The sequence below is a fragment of the Stenotrophomonas sp. genome (genome assembly GCF_035634915.1).
Taxonomy (GTDB): domain Bacteria; phylum Pseudomonadota; class Gammaproteobacteria; order Xanthomonadales; family Xanthomonadaceae; genus Stenotrophomonas.
In genome coordinates, this window is record NZ_DASQCB010000021.1 from 198,686 (window position 1) to 214,698 (window position 16,013).

Below are 16,013 nucleotides of genomic sequence, written 5' to 3' on the forward strand. Positions count from 1 at the left end.
CGCAGATGCGCGATCCCTCGCGCCGCCACCTGCCGGCTGTGGATCGGAACCCACGGTGGCAAGGCACGTACCGGGTTAGCGGCAAGGCGCGGGGACGGTTGAGGAAAACTGCGAACTGGAACCTGAATCCGGTCAGATTTGCGGGTGGCACCGGACTTGCTCGACGCCGCCGTGGGTAGAGTCGATCTTGCTCGACTGCTTCTGGCACGGCCAGTCGAGCATGGCTCGACTCTACAAAAGCAGAGCCGTCGAGCAAGCTCGACGCTACGAATCGACGCGGTCGCCCAGCCACTGCATCCGCGGCAGCACTTCGATGCTGCCCGCCGCGTACTGCTGCAGTACGCCCTCCGGGCCGAAACGCGGCTGCCAGCCCAGCGCCCGGCGCAGGCGGCCGCTGTCGTAGACACGATCGATGCTCAGCGGCAGCGGCCAGCCGCGCCGTTCGAACTCGGCCAGCAGCTGTGGCACCCGCCGCGCCAGCACCTGCCGCGGATTGGCCGCCAGCTCCAAGCAGTCGCTGCGATGGAACGGCGTGGCCGCACAGGCGATGTAGCGCTGGAAGCTGCCACCGTCATCCCCCAACAGCGCCGCATGGGCACTGGCCACGTCACGTGCGTCGATACCGCGGTGCAGGCGGAACATCGCCATGCGCTCAGGCGGCTCGGGGAAGCAGCGCGCCATGCGCAGCACGCGCACGTCAAAGCCCTCGCCCGCTGCCTGCTCAGCCAGCGCTTCGGCCTGCAGCTTGGTGCGGTGATAGATGGTGCGCGGCAGCGGCTCGGTGGATTCATCGATCCAGCGGCAACCACCGGCCACCACTGCGTGGCCGTACAGCGCCGTGGTGCTGGTCAGCACGAAGCGGCGGGCGCCGGCCTGCTGGGCCAGCTGCAGCATCTGCGCGGTAGCGTCGACATTGATCTGCTGGAACACCGCATCAGGCACCAGGCCGACATGCGGCGCATGCAGGGCGGCGGTATGGATCACCGCGTCGACACCCCGCAGCGCACGCTCAAGCGCCTGGCGGTCAGTGACATCGGCGATGATGCGGGTGGTGTTGAACGGGCTGCGGTCCAGCCCCACCACGTCATGCTCGGCAGCCAGCGCACCGAAGATCGCGCGGCCGATCCGCCCCGAACTTCCGGTCAACAGGATCTTCATTGAATCCATTCACTCAACAGCGCCCGGGAGCTACCGGGATACGTTGATTCTAGGCATGCAGGATGGTGCGGCGATAGCCTGTTCACACAGCGCCTTCGATAACACGGCGTCAAACACGTGCATTTCCCGCGTGAATGCGGGCGCAGGGATGTCCACCTGTCGTTAGCCTTGGCTGTGCAGCATGGGACCGGTCGTCCGCGCAGGCGGCGCCCCTTCCGCACAGGAGACACAGCATGGCCACTGCACCCCACGGCGGGCAGAACCGCGGTTTTGCATCGATGGATGAAGACAAGCAGCGTACGATTGCAGCCAAAGGCGGGCGCGCTGCGCATGCCTCGGGTAACGCGCATGAATTTGATTCCGCCGAGGCGCGCGTGGCCGGCCGCAAAGGCGGCGTGGCAATCAGCCGCAATCGCCAGCACATGGCGGCCATTGGCCGCGAAGGCGGACATGCACGGCATGCCAATGCGCAGCGTCAGCAGCAGATGCAGATGCAGCAGCAGCAGCAAGAGCAAGAGCAACAGACGCCTGCCGCATCGGCGTGGCCGCGACCCACGCCCGGGCAGCAGCGCTGACAGTACCCTGCCTCACCCGCACCTGCGATGGCACATCACCGGCCTCTCATCAGGGCGCGGCGCATGACCCACGGGTGGGGCAATACATGTCCAGCGGCGGGGCCACCTTTTCCCGGCAGGCCTCGTCAGGGCAACTGGTGCGAAACGCATCCACCTCGGCTGGCGATGGCTGGCCGCTTGCTGCGCGCGCCAGTTGTACCTTGAACGGGTGCCGTTCCAGCAGCCAGGGCTGCCGGCGCTTCACCAGCTGCAGCGATTCATCTGCCCGGTCGCTCACGTAGAGGGTACCGCCCGTCACGTCCATCGGCGTGCTCTGCCACGTGGCATTGATTTCACCGATATAAGTAATCTGGCCTGGGACCACAGTGAACGACACGGACGCCAGCTCGGCATGAGCCTCCGGCCTGACCATGGGGTTCCCTAACAGGACGCCCACGTAATAGCGGCCCTGTTTCATCGGTACGGCCATCAGCCCACCACGGCACGCGAACTCGACGACGTGGCCACCCTGCACGGGCGCGGTGCCGCTGGCATGCACCATCAGGACATTGACCCCACGGCCGCAGTGGGTGGACATCAGCACCACGCCCTGGTCCGGCGCGAGCACCGAATCCGGTTTCACATACGCCACCTTGCAACCCGCCAGCGCCAGCAACAGCACGCCACCCACCCATGACATCCTTTTCATGCCTTTCGCCCCAGGGGTTCGTGCGCGCATCCTAGCGCGGCCACAGCCAAGCCGCCACGGGCTGCAGGCCCAGGCTACGGGAAACAAAAAGGCCCCGCTTGAAGCGGGGCCCCGCGAACGGCCTTGGCCATGCGGCTGCAGCGATCAGGCCGCCTTCATCGCATGCTTGCGGTCGCGCATCACGCGGTGGCAATCCTGCACTTCCGGCAGCCACGCGGTCACTTCCTGGCGCACGGCCGGCGGCAGGTCGTTGTCGTTCAGCACGTCCTTGAACGCAGCCAGCAGGCGGTCTTCCGATTCTTCCAGCTCGGCGACGTAGCCGTAGTTGGTATCACCGAAGGCAGCGCGCACCTTGCCGTAGAACTGCTGCATGGAACCGACCATGGTGCCGTGCTCGGCCGGCTTGCCGCCGGTGGCGACGACCGCGCTGCTCAGTGAGGAGACGATGCGCGCCTTGACGCCGGCGATGCGCACGAACAGTGCGGACAGCTCGGTGTCCTTCACCTTGGTCGCGGCCTCTTCGTAGAACGACTTGCCGTCGCGGGCGATCTCGATCAGGTCGTTGAGGCGGTGTTCGATGGTGGACTGGGTGCTCATGGTGTTTCTCCTTGATCGGGTCTGCGGGATGAGGGCAGCGGTGTGTCCGTTGCCTGCAGGACCAGAGTGGAGAAGTGCATGTGCGGCGCGGGTGAGCACTGTTTTATGCAGGAATCACTGTCTCGAACGGCAACTGACTGTTCACGCTCTCTTGCATGTGATTCACGCGACGAGAACGATTGCGCACGTGCTCATCACTCAGACAGTGCGCCATGCGCTGACGCGAATTTCGACAGCGAAGACGACTCGACGGGCAGATCGCTTGCCAAGCACCATTCCACAAAGTCAGCCACCGCCACTGTCACCCGGAGAGTGCCGACCCCACTCACTCTGGCGAGCCACACGTGGCGCTCAATATCTTTCTCCCACTCGGCAAACGTATCGTGCCAGTCACGCTCAGGCAGGAGCGCCTTGAAGATGGCGTACTCTTCCTCCCGGAACCACGCGAACGCAAGAAACGATGCGTCATCCTCGCGGGGAGAAGGAAGCGGCACGAGGGCGGGACGACGGTGTCTCATGGTTCCATGACCTCGGTGGAGCGTCGCTGAAGTATCCGACAGCGGTCCCTTTCGGTAAATGCTCAGGTAGGTGCGGCCAGGTGTCGATTCCCGCCCCCGTCATTCGTCGGAACAGGAAAGGCAGGCCCGTCGCCTGCAGGAGCACCACCATGCACCCGATCCTAACCGCCTTCGCCACTTCCCCCGACCGCGGCCAGGGCCTGGCCCGCGACATGCGCGTGCGCTGGGCGCTGGAGGAACTGGGCATCGCCTACGACGTGCAGCTGCTGACCTTTGCTGAGATGAAGGAACCCGCACACCGTACGCGCCACCCATTTGGGCAGATTCCCACCTGGCAGGACGGCGACCTGCAGCTATTTGAATCCGGCGCGATCATCCTGCACCTGGCCGAACAGCATCCGGGCCTGCTGCCTGCGGATGCGAACGGCCGCATGCGCGCGATCGTGTGGATGTTCGCCGCGCTGAACACCGTGGAGCCTCCGATTGTCGAGCGTTCGATGGCCTGGGTGCTGGAGCGCGAACAGCCCTGGTACGCGCAGCGGCTGGTGATGCTGGACGAGCGCGTGCGGCGGCGGCTGCAGGAACTGTCGACGCGGCTGGGCGACGGCCCGTGGCTGGACGGCGCGTTCAGTTCCGGCGACCTGCTGATGGTGTCGGTGCTGCTGCGCTTGAAGAGCAGCGGTATCGTCGATGAGTTCCCCGGGTTGGCTGACTACGTGGCGCGCGCGACGGCGCGGCCGGCCTACCAGCGCGCGTTTGCCGCGCAGCTGGCGGTGTTCCAGAACGCCTGATTCCTTGCCGCTGCGCTGGCCTCAGCGCAGCGGATCGGCTGCCACGCCCTCATGGGTGATCTTCACTGGCAGGATGTGGCCCTGCGCATCGAATTCCATCCGCTCGATGGCGGTCTCGCGGTGGTCACGGGCGGTGTCACCGTGCGGGCGACGGTGGTAGACGATGTACCAGCGGTCGGTGACCGGCACTTGGATCACCGAGTTGTGGCCGGCGCTGGTGGCGATGGCCTCATCCTGCTGCAGCACCGTGCCGACGCGCTTGAACGGGCCGGTGGGTGCATCGGCAATGGCATAGGCCACCGTGTAATCCGGGCCGCCCCAGCCGCCCTCGGACCACATGAAGTAGTAGCGCCCACCGCGCTTGAACATCAGCGGGCCTTCCACGTACTCCGGCGCCGGCGTGATTTCCTTGAACAGCGAACCATCGGCCAGCGGCAGCACGCCGCTGAAATCGTCCTTCAGGCGCACGATGTTTGCGTGTTTCCAGCCGCCGTAGATCATGTACCAGGCGCCATCGTCATCCTTGAACACGAACTGGTCGATGGGCTGCGCGCCATTATGGAAGGCGCCCACAAGCGGCTTGCCGAGCAGATCCTTGTAAGGGCCTTCCGGGCGGCCGGCCACGGCTACGCCGATGCCACCCAGCTCGCTATCGTTCTTGATGTCGTTGGCGGCGAAGAAGAAGTAGTACTTGCCCTTGTTTTCCACCACGGATGGCGCCCACATCGCGCGTTTGGCCCAGGGCACGTGCTTGGCGTTAAGAACGTCGGCGTGTTTGATCCAGTGCACCAGATCGGGCGAGGAGAACGCATCGAAGGTGGTCTGCGCGTCGTACTCGGCGGAGGTGGTCGGGAATATCCAGTAGCGGTTGTTGAACACCGCGGCTTCCGGGTCGGCATACCAGCCCTGCAGGATCGGATTACCCGAGGTGACCGGCGGCGCGGCCTGCGCGCCCGTTGCCAATGCTGCTGCCATGCAGGCGGCCATCATCCACTTGCCCAACGCCATGCCGTGCGCTCCCGTGCTGGATAGATGGGAGCATATTAGATCGATTCAGATGCGGAACGCGCAGGCAGCCCCACCCAATGCACGGGAGTGGGACGCAGGCCTCAGGCTTTCTTGATGACGGTGCGCTTGCCGATGCTGCTGGTCTTGCCCGCGGTCGGCTTGGCCAGGCCCGGAATCAGGAAATCGGTGACCTTGTGGCCCATGGACACCTTGTGTGCCAGCCAACGCGGCATGCGGCCACGGCCGGTCCAGGTCAGGCGCTTGTATTCCGGATCGCGGTACTTGGGTGCGACCTTGCCGGATTTAGGTCGGGCGGGTTTGCGTGCGGGTGCGGGTGCTTCACCGGCTTCGTCACCGAAGAGTTCTTCGATGGTGTAACCGGCTTCAGCGGCAGCGGCCTTCAGCAGGCGGCGCACGGCGGCGGCCGGGCGGCGGGTGGTGATGAGGGCTTTGCGCTGTTCGGCCGCAGCCACCAGAGCGCCCAGCTCCCGAAGGCTGAGCGATTCGATATTGATAGTCATGCGGAGAAAGGTCTACTGCGGCGGGCTGGGTGTCAAGTTTCCTTTAATGATGACAAGAAAGAATTACCCACTCCTCAGTCTCATCAGCGCGTGAATCCTCGAGCTACACGGGCTGCGCTGGCCTCATCACTGTTCAATCTGATCGCCCTCGTCCGGAGGACCGGCGGCATGGACAGTCGTTCCGGCAAGAGCAGGAACACTCGGAGAACACTCGCGTAAGCAACTCAAGGATGAAAGAGGTCACACCATAGGTGAATACAATCCCCACACAGAACACGACGAAAACTAGAACAAGAACAGCCATCATGATCAGATAGTCCATGCTATCAACCTATCAGCTTTGGCTGACCCTCAGCACTGGTGTGTCGAGGCTCACAACGGATCACTGCCTATCGACATGCACGGGGAAAGCAGTAGACCAGCTAAAAATGCACTTCCGCACCCTCAAGGCACGCATATTCCTACCAAAATAATCTAGCCAACTGTGGCTTCTGAACCATGAAAGCAATCCAAAACCAAGTCAAAAACGTCAACATGGCTTAGACTCAACCTCCAAGTACAACACCCAACGATCACATTGGGTGCAGGCATGGGAGAGCAGTCCAGTCAATTGAACTGGGGAGAGCGTGTCATGTTGCCGATTGAGGTGAGCAACGGCGCAAGCATTCGCTGGATGGCCCAACTTGGCCGCAGCGCATCAACCAGGTCGTGCGACCCAGATGAACGCGTGGCGTGACACACCTTGCCACAGCGACGGCAAAGGACTTTCGGCGGCGGGACGCCCGACGTCAGCCGGAAACATTTATCACTGCGCGGAGACCGGCTCCTGCAGCAACCCAACCCTTACGGAGGAACATGAAAAACCCCACCGAAGCGGGGTTCTCAGGGCTAGAGCTTAGCCTGTCTCGCTACCTGCAAAATTGCATCCGCGTGACGTAGCGGTTCTACGATTGCACCAGCATTTCTGAGATCACCAGCAATCTCAGCTGCTGCTTGGATTCGCTTGTCGCCATCGCGCGCTTCATCGATAGCAAAAAGAACCGTACCGGGGAGCTGCCCGTGCTTCCGCAATCGAGCTACTCGACCAAGCCAAGCCTGGCCATGTTCGAAAATTTTGTACGGCTCGTCCTGGTCCAAGTTGAGTGGTTTGATCACTATCTGCGGCGCACGCGGATTGATTGATACGAAGGGGAACTTCACTGGATAATTGTCATCGCCAATTACAGTTTCTGTGAAGTAACTACGAAGCTCGGCATTCGCCAACAGGGCGTCCAACCTCTGGCGCATGGCCGTTTCGTGGTATTCCTTCGTTGCAAAGTCCCGCTCCACAAAACGTTCGTAGAGCCTTTGCAACGTATCATTTGGATGACCATCGCTCATGATGGTGCGGGTCGCCCCAAATCGAATCAAGGCTTCACGCGATCTAGTGATCTCGCTAAAAGCCGAAGTAGCCTTGATCTGATCGTGCAAGACTGCATTTGCGAACCTCTGCAGGTCCTCTTCAATGTAGCGCAAAGCTTCACGGTAGACTCGCGCTTCAAGTCCATCGAAAAAGTCGGTGATCCTTTTGGTTCGCCTTAATGGAGCAATGCGAGCACTCAGATAACGCATCTGCGGGCACGCCAAGACCACGCCTACGTTCGCGAACTCCCCAGTCTCTGGATAGGGCATGAACTGAATGATGGCGTATTGGCAAGGGACTCGCAAAGTCATGGGAGCCTCCATAGGTCCTGGTCATAACAGCGTGCCACCAGTGCGAGACTGGCGGCTGGATCGAAATCGGTTGGTATCGTCTGTTCGTCGTCGTGGTACAGCCACTCGCCAGGAACGCGACCCCAAGCATTGTCCCACCACAGGTCAAGAGTAGCTTTCATCCGATCAGCGTAGTGTGCCATGAGCATCAGATCCGAAGACAACGCGGCGAATTCAGCTTGGAAGACATGCGTCGCCAGGAAGGTCCCGGGGTCGAAATCTGGGTCGAAGGCTTGATTGTGATCGATCACCACTAGGTTGCTACTTGCCGCATCCCACAGCAGGTTTGGGTTCCCGCCAGTCGCTGTCAATGATCGATCCGCGTTCCGGACCCACCAGTCGAATGCAATTACGTCACGACGCACTTCGAGAGGGACTCGACCAGCCTGAACGAAAAGAATTTCATTCAGATTATAAGCGGCCTGAGACGCGAAAACTGGGCCAGACCCAAGGTCCCGACCTTCTGGGTGAAGATCAGCTAGGCCATCAGGGACGTAAGCGATCTCAAACTGAGGCACGTTGAGCCCGAATCCGGACGCCAGCGTGCCAGCCATCCACTCGCAGATGAGGCTGCGCTTATTGGCTGCCGAGCCTTTGACGTAATAGAGCGAGTTGTCATCGCCGCGGCACAAGAAGGGCCGCGTGATCCCCTGATCGGATCTACGGAGAATCTCTTCGATGTACACCGGTGGCTTGGCAAAACTCATCGAACCCTGCGCCCCCTGATCATTCGCCTAACAAGGCGCCAGATGCCCTTCCCATGTCCGGCGTACTGCTGCCGATTTCCGTTCAGATGCTACCCGGCGAGATGTCACCCTGCTAGCAAATTCGGTCAAGGGGGATCTGATCCAGGTGTTTACCGGGAAAGGACACGTGACCGATCAACGACAACCGGGGCGCTGGAGGCCTTGGGGCCTGACAGAACTTAGTTGATCGGGTCAGTGCAGTGGGTACAGTGGCTGTCCACAATAACCACCGCCGCAGGCCAGTGCCAACCGGTCTTGCCGATCAGGCCCTTGGTCAAGCCGGCGCGGGTGATCCGGTCTATGCTGTATGGCCCAGACAACGGACTCGAATTACCTGAACATCAACGTGGTGGCCCACCAGCAACCACATCGATGTCTCATCTATTTGATTTAACTTCATTTTTGTCCGCCACTAGCAACTTTCGACTCACCATTCGACTCACTTTGAGCTGCGATAGATGAAGCCGGGGCCTAGCCAGATTCAGGCGGTGAACTCAGACTGACCCGTTCAGCACAAGGATGAAGCTATGCAAAAAAGTGACGAGGATCAGAGTGCCACCCCTTCCTTTGAGGAGGGTTGTTCCCGCCTGGAGCGAAGCTTTGGACTGGAAGGCGATCCACTAACCGAACAAATGTGCCTTACCCCTCTGGCATCCGTTCGCTTTCGATCAGTCACGGATGCGCTGGCACTTGCCCGAACGCTTCACAGAAGCGGAAGCGTCGAGGCGGCTTGGTATTACCTCTGCTATGCCAAGTCCATCGTCTCTCATCAAGACGGGTTCATGGAGGGCAGATACGAATCATCAGACCGGGCCGGCGCGGCTCGCTTAGCGGCTGAGTATGGCCGCCTAGGGGCGGAAAGAAAAAAAGCGATCAACGAAGCGAAGCGCGAGGTCGCAGTTGTCGAGTTGCTGAACCAGCACAAGGCGACGCCATTCCGAATTAGGCGCCAACTGAAAGAAGCCGCCGCCAAGCTCGGGCCTGGCGGCGGCAGGTTACACACTGATGCGGGGTGGGGATATCGGCTCATCAAGCAGACACGCCTCTACGATCTTTACGACAGCCTAAGCGCTAGGCGGAAGCCCTAGTTTCCAGCCCCAAAGAGGGCGCGAGGGCCGGACCAGCCTTGATCCCACCGTACGGACCGCCCAACCCGAACGTGCGCGCGCGACCTTCGGGTCGGAAGCGCAGGTACAGATCAACCTTCGTCAAGTAGCGCAGCGCGTCTTCCAGGCACACCCACTTCTCGTCGTCCCCGCGATTAACCATGCCAATGCCGCAACGATCATAGGCGTCCTTCTTCTTGTTGCAGTTGAAGAACATGCCTTTGGAGGCGGTTACCTTCTCCTGCCAATAGCGGCCCAGCAAGTCCCCGAGGACGATGTCGCGAGACACACGCTGCCCGTCGAAGAAGATAGCCATGTGGAAGTGGTGGCCTTTCTCCAAGCCGTATTCCATCTTCCACATGTAACCTGCGAGGTGTTCGGCATACGCCCCCTTGCGGAGATGGTCTAGAAAGCGATCACGATGGGTCTGCGCGTCCTTCAAGGTCATTGCCTGCCCCCTGAAGCCACTCCCTGGACAGAAGTTCGAGAAGTATTCCAGGTCCAGGCGAACCACCAGCAGCTTGGAGTAGCGTGCCCGCAGCGCCTTGAGCAGTCGTTTGCAAGACTTAGCGTTCTCGCGCTCCGCCCGCTTCAGGTTGCCCAGACGGCGGCCTAAGGCCTCCCCCTTTGCGAAGGCCCGGATCTTCGCTACCGCAGCATTGAGGCGCGGGACGTCCTCCGGCCAAGCCTTGCCTCCCAGAAACATGAACGGACCGAGGAAACGCTTGAACAGGGTAAAGAGCGGGCTATGGCGGTGAGCGGGGAAGTGCTCATCAATTTCCCGGAGACCGGACTTGAGGCAGAGCAGGATGGAATCGCCCAGCTCGGTCTTTTCAACCCACTCGCGGCCGTGCTTCGTCATGACTCCGAACGGCGCCTTACGGCTTGCCATTAGCTTACCCATCATCTCGACAATACGCTTGACCTCTAAGACTGCGTTCAACTGGTGGGTGATGAAGAGGGTGCCGTCTTCACCCCAAACGTAAGCGCGTTCGCGCATGAAACTGCTGTTGTTCTTCAATGGTGTTTTCATTGTCGTTGCCATCCCCATCCCTCCTACTGGAGGTCAGGAGTAACAGTGTTTATTCCTACTGAGCCAATGTAAGAAGATGCCCAGCACACGTGCCGTTTCCAGCCCATGCAGGGGGCTAAGATCGGCGTCGATCTAGGAAATTTAGGGCTAGCGGCGCCCCACCTCCCTGGCCTGAATCAGGCCCACAACGAAGTCATCAACTTCATGTTCAAGGAACAGGACTGACGCTCCCAAGCGAAGCGGCTTCGGGAAGGACGGCAGGTAGCTCGGCGAGCGCTTGTTGAGGTAGCCGTACAGCGTGGATCGTGCGATGCCCAAGCGAGCCTGGACTTCTGCCCGACGGAGCATTCGGAGTGGTTTTGGTGAGTTGTTCTGCATGACGCCTGGCCGTCTGTGGTGTGTGGACGAGCCTACGAACCAAGCGCTGGCAGAACCATCCATTTAGCCCCCTGTAGAAAAATACAGTGCGTAAGCCATTGATTTATTTGACCCAAAATTCAGCCGGGATCTAACTTTTCAGAGGGGAGGAACTAGTTAAAAAGTGGCCGGGGCCAAAAAATGCGCCCCGGCTGATCGTCAGGTCGAGCGACTGCTTGCCAGAACGCCTGCCATGAAGACGACCGCGAAGGCGGCCAGGTACTCGAGGGGGGAATTGGATCGTTCGATGAACACGATAGGCTCCTAGTCAGTAGGGAGCCGGCATTGCGCCGGCATAGAGGAGAGGCTGATGCCCCTCCCTATCGTGTTATGGGTTTGAAATTCGTTTGCTTGGCCGATCAGCCAGGAAGTGGCCCGAGCTTGTTGGATCGCCACGGGACGGCTTTGACAGCCGGCGCCGGCTCGTCGATGCCCACTGCGGCCCGCAGGACCACCGGCCACCCGTACCCATCGATGTAGTGGCGGATGCCGTTCTGGCGAAGGAACTGGAGCTGTCGCGCCTTTAGAGGTGTACGCGTCAGCGCCTTGATCTCGTCCTTGGTCAGGCAGAGCTTTTCAGACATTTCAAACCTACTTGTTAGAACGCCACACGGGCCTAGGCGCGTCAGGCCTCTCTGGCGCTCCCACGGCCTTACGCAGCACGATCACCCGGTTGTACTCGTTGATGTAATGAGGGATCCGATTCTGCGTGAAGAAGGCCAACTGCCGCACCCTGATAGGAGTTCGAGTGATCTCTTCGACTTCATCGCGCGAAAGCACTTGCCCATTCATCGGACATCTCAGAGTGGCCTGTGCCGATCATGCCGCAGGGCGCTACTCTCGGGTACAGACAGAGGAGACGCCATGGACGAGTTGCCAGCCGAACTGCTGCTTGAGCAGGAGATCGCCCTGCTGAGGCAGCAGCTGACCGCCCTGCGGATCGACCTTTCTGGCAAGGACTGGCTAACCGTGGACGAGGCCGCGCACTACTGCGGCGTGTCAGTCAGCCAGTTCAATTCGAAGGCCGGAGAGTGCGGCCTTTCTCCTAGACAGTTCATGGGGAAGAAGCTCTACGAGAAGAGCGAGCTGTACAGGGCAATCCACGACTCGGGCAGCTGGAAGTCGCGGAGCGCGGTCACTTCCGCTCCTTCGGCTGGGACCACCTCGCCCCAGGTCGCGGAGGCATTGGCCCGACTGCGGCGCCATGAACAGCGCCAGGGGAAGCGCTAGTGGCCCTGTCTGGAAGGCTGATGACGATTGCCGAGGCGGCAGAATGCAGCGCCTGCTCGCCCAAGACGATTCGAAGAGCCATAGACGCAGGCCAACTTGTGGCTGTCCGGCTAGGAGCTAGTGCCAGGTCGGATCGCATTCACCCGGCCGATCTTGAGGATTGGTGGGAGCGCTCGCGGCGGGCATCGGCAGTAGGGCAAGCAGCACCAAGAACATCCCAATCAGTCCCCCGCCCTGGCTCGGCCGATGAAAGGCTTGCGGCCCTCTTGGCACCGACGAACCGGAGAACTAAGGGTCGCCGGCGGACCGACGCGCGGCAGGCTTAGCGGCGGCGGCCGATGCACTGCTCCGCTTGCCTTTCCGGCCCTTCGGAATGCCCCTGTTCTCGTCCCTCCATTTGAGAACCTCTCCTGCAACCCAAGTCGCTGGCCGCATTGATACACGCAAAGGGAAATCCGGCCTGCAGGCGACGGTCTCTAGGACCGTGCGTGGCGCCAAGCCTAAAAGGATCCCGACGTCATGTGCACCGATTGCCCTCAGTTCCCACGGTACGGTGCAATCTTCACTAGACATGGCGCTTCCTCCAATCGATCTGCTACGGCCCGCGACAGTAACTCTGTGCCTTGCTTGCGCTGACTTGGTATCGAATGGACGACTGCATAGCGTCATCAGCCTCGACTGCGCAGGTCTGCCTGGGATCCATCCGCGAAGCACACTTGGCCAAGGTCTCTGCCGACCTGGCCATCTCATCAGCGGCTAGCAAGAACTCGTTGCAGAGACTTCCGACCGCCGACGCCAGATAGTTAGAGCGGCCACTACCGTAGCGTTCCGCATCGTCCACACTCTCCGGGCTTGCGATGGCCGGCGCGTTGAACCTGGGCCAGCCGCCGCTGGAGTCTGCCAAGCGATATGTAGTCGGTTCCGTCGGAGCCGAAGGGCTCCTATAGACCGGTTGGGAATAGGTCGACGCCTGGGCACTGGGCACGTATCCGGATCCGTATCCTCCCCTCGGCGGAGGTAGCGCGTACGGATCCTTCTTGCCAGCTTGGCCCGTATAGGGGTTGTAGTTCCCCCGCGTTGAGTAGTTGTCCTGCGTCGACCGATTCGGAGCGCTTCTGTAGTGCGGGGCGACATAGGTCCCGTCCTTCTTGACGTAACCGCTGACCCGAACGCCGCGCGCATCAGCCACGCTTGCCCACGCCAATGCCAGCCCCAGAAAGAGCATCAGAAATCCTTTCACTGCCCCCACTCCCCTGCCTCTGGGGTCATCCCCAAGAGGGCGTCCTGCAGCCGGCGTGGCTGCCTGAGCGGATGCTACCCCTCATTGGATGCGGAGCCAATTCATGGCTATAGCTCCGAACCCAAGGCGATGCCGAAGCCAGGCGGCGGGACTGCCTCCAGCCTTAAGAACTACTCAAGACCCTCAGGACAAGATCGTCGCCATTCGCCAGCCATTCGTGTTCGTCGATGAACCAGGCACCGCCGACCTTGCGGCCGGGCAGCTTACCTTCGCGCAGCAGTCGCTGCAGAACCTGCATGGACGGGCGGCTGCCCTCTTCGAAGTAGCGGTCTAGCCACCGCTCGGGCGTCATCAATCTCATCGTGACCCTGCAGCACCCCAGCCTTCGCGACGAATAGAGTAGCCCCCGCGACGACCAAGGGAATGGTCACACCCTTGAGAAATCGGCATTGCTGGGTCGGATTCTCCCCTTCCATGGCCCCTTTGCCCTGGGCTTGATCTCCGTCGGCGGCTGGATCGGCTCCAATGCGGCCATCACGCGGGCCGATGCTGCAGCCGCCGCCGCGCCTAGGCGTTCGGCCTGTTGCTGTTGCTCAGGAGTAGGCGGCAAGCCAGGCAGCGGTGGCGCCGGCTTGATGGGTGTGCTGTCGGTCAGGCGGACGACCGCCTCTCGCAGCGGCAGGCCCGGGTACAGCCTGGCGGCGCACCAACGCTCGGCGAAGCGCTTGCCCTGGAGAATGCTGGCGACTGGGGCGTTCTTGGTCTGCCACATCTTCAGGGCGTCCAGATGGAGGCGGTAACCACCCTCGCGGGCCGAGGTGACGCTGGCCACCTCGCGCCCGTTCCACCACAGTGCCCAGCGGTCACCCATCTGCACCCAACCCGACGGGATGGGGGCGGTGCGAAAGCCTTGGTAGCCAATCGAGGGGAGCATGGCCGTAAGAATACGGCCGGGAGTCGCAGAGACTGCGATTGCGAGCTGACTGGCTTAAGCCAAGTGCCCTTCCATCAGCGCGCCGACCTTCTGGATGTTCTCCAGCGACAGGTTACCGACGTTCTGAGCGAACAGGACCACCAGCCGTGCGTAGCAGTCCTCGAGGACGTCTGCTTCTGGCTTAGATGCGTCCACCACCACCTTAGATCGCTCCGCCATGCCTAGGAATATCTGCCGGCACATGGCCAGATTCTCCTCATTCTCGAAGTGGTTGGGGCGGTCACCGCGTGCACGGATCCGCTCCAGCCCTGTGGCCGGTTCTACGTCGAGTAGCAGCATCAGGTGCGGCCGCGGCGCGAAGTCGTTCGCAGTCGACAGGTCTTCAATGGGCAGCCCAGCGGCGCCCTGGTAGGCCACCATGGACGGGAAGTAACGGTCCAAGATCACCACTTCACCGCGCTGCAGCGCTGGCTCAATGAACTGCTCGACGTGATCGCGACGATCCGCTAGCAGGTATTCGACCTCCTGCTCCGGGCTCAGACGACCGGATTCGGCGGATTGACGAAGTTTGGCGCCCCAGGGGCCATTGGTTGGCTCTTTACTGGTCGAAACGGCCACGCCATGGGCGCGCAGCCGCTCGGTCAGGCCTTTGGCCAAGGTCGACTTGCCGGCCCCATCGATTCCCTCGATGGCAACCAGCAGGCCACCGGGGATGGTGATGCTCGTCATGCGGGGTAGTGTATCCAATTGCCCCGGCACCGCCAGAGGGGGACGGGATGCTATCCCGAAATCGAGAGCCACTGCCAGCCTTGACACCCCGCGCGCTCACGCGACGGGAGGCTCTAGAACGCCGGAACCCTATCTCCGAGGCCTGTTACCAGGCGGGCCCCTGAGAGTGACCCCCGTCAAGGAGAGGTCGCCGGGGAACAATTCGAACCCCAAAATAGCGTCAAACTGAACGGACAAGTCCCCCAGATAGTCAATCAGCTCGTGCATGATGCCTCTATAGCTTGCGGCGCTAAGGGTGACGTGAGGCGCGACAGATGCCACCGAGAGTTTAAATTCTTCGATACTAGGAGGCGGATGTTGAAAATCGGCTGTCGCCAGATGGGGGGGCAATAGATCCAATATTCAACATTGATAGCATCATTACCAAGATGCCATTTTGCTCTCTCAAAGCATCAAATTCAGCCTTCTTTTCTGCTGACAGATCGCTGCATGCCCTATCCCTTGCAGAATTGATCGGCTCGATGAACTGCAGCGGCTTATCAGCCGCGTCCCCCACCAACGGGCAGAAATATCTATACCACCAAGAATTGAAATATCGCTGCTGAAATTCCAAGTAGGTAAGGCCTGAAATATTGGTATTCGCCGTGTACTGCTCCGCGCCTGACTGCAGCCCTACCTTTGAAACAATAAATCCAATATTGGCCCCCGTCTCATGCATCACCGTTGTAAACGAATGCACTACCGACTGAGGAATTGCAGAACCCCAATTCTTGCACTCAACAACGTATTTAATGTTATCAAGACTAGCGGAATCCAATGCCAAGACATCCAGAGTTACGGAGCCCCGCGAAGTTTCCACTGTAACCTCGGTATCAGCAATGAGGCCCAGATTTGTGAATATACGTGCCACACCATCCTGAAGATCTTTCCAACTCTGCGGAAGCGGGTCATCAATCACGGATTGCTGCCT

Annotated in this window: 20 protein-coding genes; 4 read left to right on the forward strand and 16 right to left on the reverse strand. The window is 60.8% G+C overall.

Annotated features, from left to right (window positions below):
- Positions 1-264 precede the first annotated feature (264 nt).
- Positions 265-1,158, reverse strand: a complete 894-nt coding sequence (locus VER16_RS17110) for an NAD(P)-dependent oxidoreductase (protein ID WP_324810025.1) — start codon at positions 1,156-1,158, stop codon at positions 265-267.
- Between the two features lie 233 nt (positions 1,159-1,391).
- Between VER16_RS17110 and VER16_RS17115 the strand changes: the two genes are divergently transcribed.
- Positions 1,392-1,733, forward strand: a complete 342-nt coding sequence (locus tag VER16_RS17115; RefSeq protein ID WP_324810027.1) for a KGG domain-containing protein — start codon at positions 1,392-1,394, stop codon at positions 1,731-1,733.
- Between the two features lie 49 nt (positions 1,734-1,782).
- Here VER16_RS17115 and VER16_RS17120 read toward each other — a convergent pair whose 3' ends face one another.
- The 3 genes from VER16_RS17120 to VER16_RS17130 form a co-directional block, all read right to left on the reverse strand.
- Positions 1,783-2,403: a hypothetical protein gene (locus VER16_RS17120; protein WP_324810028.1), complete on the reverse strand. Its 621-nt coding sequence runs from the start codon at positions 2,401-2,403 to the stop codon at positions 1,783-1,785.
- Positions 2,404-2,565: 162 nt separating this feature from the next.
- On the reverse strand, positions 2,566-3,018 hold the full coding sequence (locus VER16_RS17125) for a PA2169 family four-helix-bundle protein (protein WP_150453060.1): 453 nt from the start codon (positions 3,016-3,018) through the stop codon (positions 2,566-2,568).
- 194 nt (positions 3,019-3,212) lie between these two features.
- The gene (locus VER16_RS17130; RefSeq protein WP_324810032.1) at positions 3,213-3,536 is read right to left on the reverse strand and encodes a hypothetical protein; all 324 of its coding nucleotides are present in this window, start codon (positions 3,534-3,536) and stop codon (positions 3,213-3,215) included.
- A 149-nt stretch (positions 3,537-3,685) separates the two neighbouring features.
- Here VER16_RS17130 and VER16_RS17135 point away from each other — a divergent pair, with 149 nt between their 5' ends.
- Entirely contained in the window at positions 3,686-4,327 is a 642-nt protein-coding gene (locus VER16_RS17135) for a glutathione S-transferase family protein (protein ID WP_324810034.1), read from the forward strand.
- A 21-nt stretch (positions 4,328-4,348) separates the two neighbouring features.
- On the opposite strand, the gene VER16_RS17140 is transcribed toward VER16_RS17135, so the two are convergent.
- The 8 genes from VER16_RS17140 to VER16_RS17170 form a co-directional block, all read right to left on the reverse strand.
- Positions 4,349-5,335, reverse strand: a complete 987-nt coding sequence (locus VER16_RS17140) for a glycoside hydrolase family 43 protein (RefSeq protein WP_324810036.1) — start codon at positions 5,333-5,335, stop codon at positions 4,349-4,351.
- Between the two features lie 101 nt (positions 5,336-5,436).
- Positions 5,437-5,856, reverse strand: coding sequence for an H-NS histone family protein (locus VER16_RS17145; RefSeq protein ID WP_324810038.1), 420 nt, complete (start codon positions 5,854-5,856; stop codon positions 5,437-5,439).
- Between the two features lie 888 nt (positions 5,857-6,744).
- Positions 6,745-7,569: a DUF3037 domain-containing protein gene (locus VER16_RS17150; protein ID WP_324810041.1), complete on the reverse strand. Its 825-nt coding sequence runs from the start codon at positions 7,567-7,569 to the stop codon at positions 6,745-6,747.
- Positions 7,566-8,315 (reverse strand): HipA family kinase, encoded by a 750-nt coding sequence (locus VER16_RS17155; protein WP_324810043.1) that lies wholly within the window; start codon positions 8,313-8,315, stop codon positions 7,566-7,568. Before VER16_RS17155 ends, VER16_RS17150 begins: the two co-directional genes overlap by 4 nt.
- A 1,110-nt stretch (positions 8,316-9,425) precedes the next feature.
- Positions 9,426-10,505 (reverse strand): YagK/YfjJ domain-containing protein, encoded by a 1,080-nt coding sequence (locus tag VER16_RS17160; protein ID WP_200732846.1) that lies wholly within the window; start codon positions 10,503-10,505, stop codon positions 9,426-9,428.
- 135 nt (positions 10,506-10,640) lie between these two features.
- The gene (locus tag VER16_RS19425) at positions 10,641-10,934 is read right to left on the reverse strand and encodes a helix-turn-helix transcriptional regulator (RefSeq protein ID WP_414716064.1); all 294 of its coding nucleotides are present in this window, start codon (positions 10,932-10,934) and stop codon (positions 10,641-10,643) included.
- Between the two features lie 335 nt (positions 10,935-11,269).
- Positions 11,270-11,494 (reverse strand): DUF4224 domain-containing protein, encoded by a 225-nt coding sequence (locus VER16_RS17165; RefSeq protein WP_324810048.1) that lies wholly within the window; start codon positions 11,492-11,494, stop codon positions 11,270-11,272.
- A gap of 7 nt (positions 11,495-11,501) precedes the next feature.
- Positions 11,502-11,702: a DUF4224 domain-containing protein gene (locus VER16_RS17170; RefSeq protein WP_324810051.1), complete on the reverse strand. Its 201-nt coding sequence runs from the start codon at positions 11,700-11,702 to the stop codon at positions 11,502-11,504.
- Between the two features lie 72 nt (positions 11,703-11,774).
- Between VER16_RS17170 and VER16_RS17175 the strand changes: the two genes are divergently transcribed.
- The gene (locus VER16_RS17175; RefSeq protein WP_324810054.1) at positions 11,775-12,140 is read left to right on the forward strand and encodes a hypothetical protein; all 366 of its coding nucleotides are present in this window, start codon (positions 11,775-11,777) and stop codon (positions 12,138-12,140) included.
- Between the two features lie 20 nt (positions 12,141-12,160).
- Positions 12,161-12,466, forward strand: a complete 306-nt coding sequence (locus VER16_RS19430; RefSeq protein ID WP_414716065.1) for a helix-turn-helix domain-containing protein — start codon at positions 12,161-12,163, stop codon at positions 12,464-12,466.
- A 1,077-nt stretch (positions 12,467-13,543) separates the two neighbouring features.
- Here VER16_RS19430 and VER16_RS17180 read toward each other — a convergent pair.
- The 4 genes from VER16_RS17180 to VER16_RS17195 form a co-directional block, all read right to left on the reverse strand.
- Positions 13,544-13,741, reverse strand: coding sequence for a hypothetical protein (locus tag VER16_RS17180; protein ID WP_049419471.1), 198 nt, complete (start codon positions 13,739-13,741; stop codon positions 13,544-13,546).
- A 66-nt stretch (positions 13,742-13,807) separates the two neighbouring features.
- Positions 13,808-14,314, reverse strand: a complete 507-nt coding sequence (locus tag VER16_RS17185; RefSeq protein WP_324810058.1) for a hypothetical protein — start codon at positions 14,312-14,314, stop codon at positions 13,808-13,810.
- Positions 14,315-14,368: 54 nt separating this feature from the next.
- Positions 14,369-15,043 (reverse strand): dTMP kinase, encoded by a 675-nt coding sequence (gene tmk, locus VER16_RS17190; RefSeq protein WP_324810061.1) that lies wholly within the window; start codon positions 15,041-15,043, stop codon positions 14,369-14,371.
- Between the two features lie 343 nt (positions 15,044-15,386).
- Positions 15,387-16,001 carry a restriction endonuclease gene (locus VER16_RS17195; RefSeq protein WP_324810063.1) on the reverse strand — a complete coding sequence of 205 codons (615 nt, stop codon included), beginning with the start codon at positions 15,999-16,001 and terminating at the stop codon, positions 15,387-15,389.
- Positions 16,002-16,013 lie beyond the last annotated feature (12 nt).

Excerpts from the sequence above, each read along its gene's own strand:
- VER16_RS17110 (WP_324810025.1), bottom strand. The coding sequence starts at position 1,158 with ATGAAGATCCTGTTGACCGGAAGTTCGGGGCGGATCGGCCGCGCGATC.
- VER16_RS17115 (WP_324810027.1), top strand. The coding sequence starts at position 1,392 with ATGGCCACTGCACCCCACGGCGGGCAGAACCGCGGTTTTGCATCGATG.
- VER16_RS17125 (WP_150453060.1), bottom strand. The coding sequence starts at position 3,018 with ATGAGCACCCAGTCCACCATCGAACACCGCCTCAACGACCTGATCGAG.
- VER16_RS17130 (WP_324810032.1), bottom strand. The coding sequence starts at position 3,536 with ATGAGACACCGTCGTCCCGCCCTCGTGCCGCTTCCTTCTCCCCGCGAG.
- VER16_RS17135 (WP_324810034.1), top strand. The coding sequence starts at position 3,686 with ATGCACCCGATCCTAACCGCCTTCGCCACTTCCCCCGACCGCGGCCAG.
- VER16_RS17140 (WP_324810036.1), bottom strand. The coding sequence starts at position 5,335 with ATGGCGTTGGGCAAGTGGATGATGGCCGCCTGCATGGCAGCAGCATTG.
- VER16_RS17145 (WP_324810038.1), bottom strand. The coding sequence starts at position 5,856 with ATGACTATCAATATCGAATCGCTCAGCCTTCGGGAGCTGGGCGCTCTG.
- VER16_RS17150 (WP_324810041.1), bottom strand. The coding sequence starts at position 7,569 with ATGACTTTGCGAGTCCCTTGCCAATACGCCATCATTCAGTTCATGCCC.
- VER16_RS17155 (WP_324810043.1), bottom strand. The coding sequence starts at position 8,315 with ATGAGTTTTGCCAAGCCACCGGTGTACATCGAAGAGATTCTCCGTAGA.
- VER16_RS17160 (WP_200732846.1), bottom strand. The coding sequence starts at position 10,505 with ATGGCAACGACAATGAAAACACCATTGAAGAACAACAGCAGTTTCATG.
- VER16_RS19425 (WP_414716064.1), bottom strand. The coding sequence starts at position 10,934 with ATGGATGGTTCTGCCAGCGCTTGGTTCGTAGGCTCGTCCACACACCAC.
- VER16_RS17165 (WP_324810048.1), bottom strand. The coding sequence starts at position 11,494 with ATGTCTGAAAAGCTCTGCCTGACCAAGGACGAGATCAAGGCGCTGACG.
- VER16_RS17170 (WP_324810051.1), bottom strand. The coding sequence starts at position 11,702 with ATGAATGGGCAAGTGCTTTCGCGCGATGAAGTCGAAGAGATCACTCGA.
- VER16_RS17175 (WP_324810054.1), top strand. The coding sequence starts at position 11,775 with ATGGACGAGTTGCCAGCCGAACTGCTGCTTGAGCAGGAGATCGCCCTG.
- VER16_RS19430 (WP_414716065.1), top strand. The coding sequence starts at position 12,161 with ATGACGATTGCCGAGGCGGCAGAATGCAGCGCCTGCTCGCCCAAGACG.
- VER16_RS17180 (WP_049419471.1), bottom strand. The coding sequence starts at position 13,741 with ATGAGATTGATGACGCCCGAGCGGTGGCTAGACCGCTACTTCGAAGAG.
- VER16_RS17185 (WP_324810058.1), bottom strand. The coding sequence starts at position 14,314 with ATGCTCCCCTCGATTGGCTACCAAGGCTTTCGCACCGCCCCCATCCCG.
- tmk (WP_324810061.1), bottom strand. The coding sequence starts at position 15,043 with ATGACGAGCATCACCATCCCCGGTGGCCTGCTGGTTGCCATCGAGGGA.